Here is a 365-nt window from a genome sequence, read left to right as displayed (position 1 = left end):
CACCGCCGGTGATGACCACATGACGCGCCGTCCAGCCCTGCTGCGCAATGGCACTCACCAGGGTCGCCGCGTCGGCATCACCCCAGGCGTCGCTTTCCACCGTCTTGATCAAAATATCGCCCAGCGACGTTTCCCGATCTGTCCGCTTTTCCCAGGTGTGTTTGGTATCGCACCAGCTACAGCCCACCGGGCATCCCTGCAAACGAATGAAAATGGCAGGCACGCCGGTGTAATAACCTTCGCCCTGCAGTGTCTGGAACATTTCGTTAATCGGGTATTGCATTACGGACTCGCTTGAAAAAAACAGGGCGCTGATTATGGCAGATTTGCCGCGCAGCTCAACCACGCGTTGTGCCTTTTCTCCG

At 57.3% G+C, this 365-nt stretch carries 1 pseudogene; it reads right to left on the bottom strand.

Annotated elements, in window-relative coordinates:
- Nucleotides 1–283 (bottom strand): annotated as a pseudogene (locus SB756_RS28525) (7-carboxy-7-deazaguanine synthase QueE); the annotation flags it as partial.
- Nucleotides 284–365: the final 82 nt, after the last annotated feature.

This window comes from Pseudomonas sp. SIMBA_068, from assembly GCF_046534705.1.
GTDB classification, from domain to species: Bacteria; Pseudomonadota; Gammaproteobacteria; order Pseudomonadales; family Pseudomonadaceae; genus Aquipseudomonas; species Aquipseudomonas putida.
Note: the sequence above shows the minus strand (reverse complement) of the source record. Positions and strands in the feature narration are given on the sequence as shown.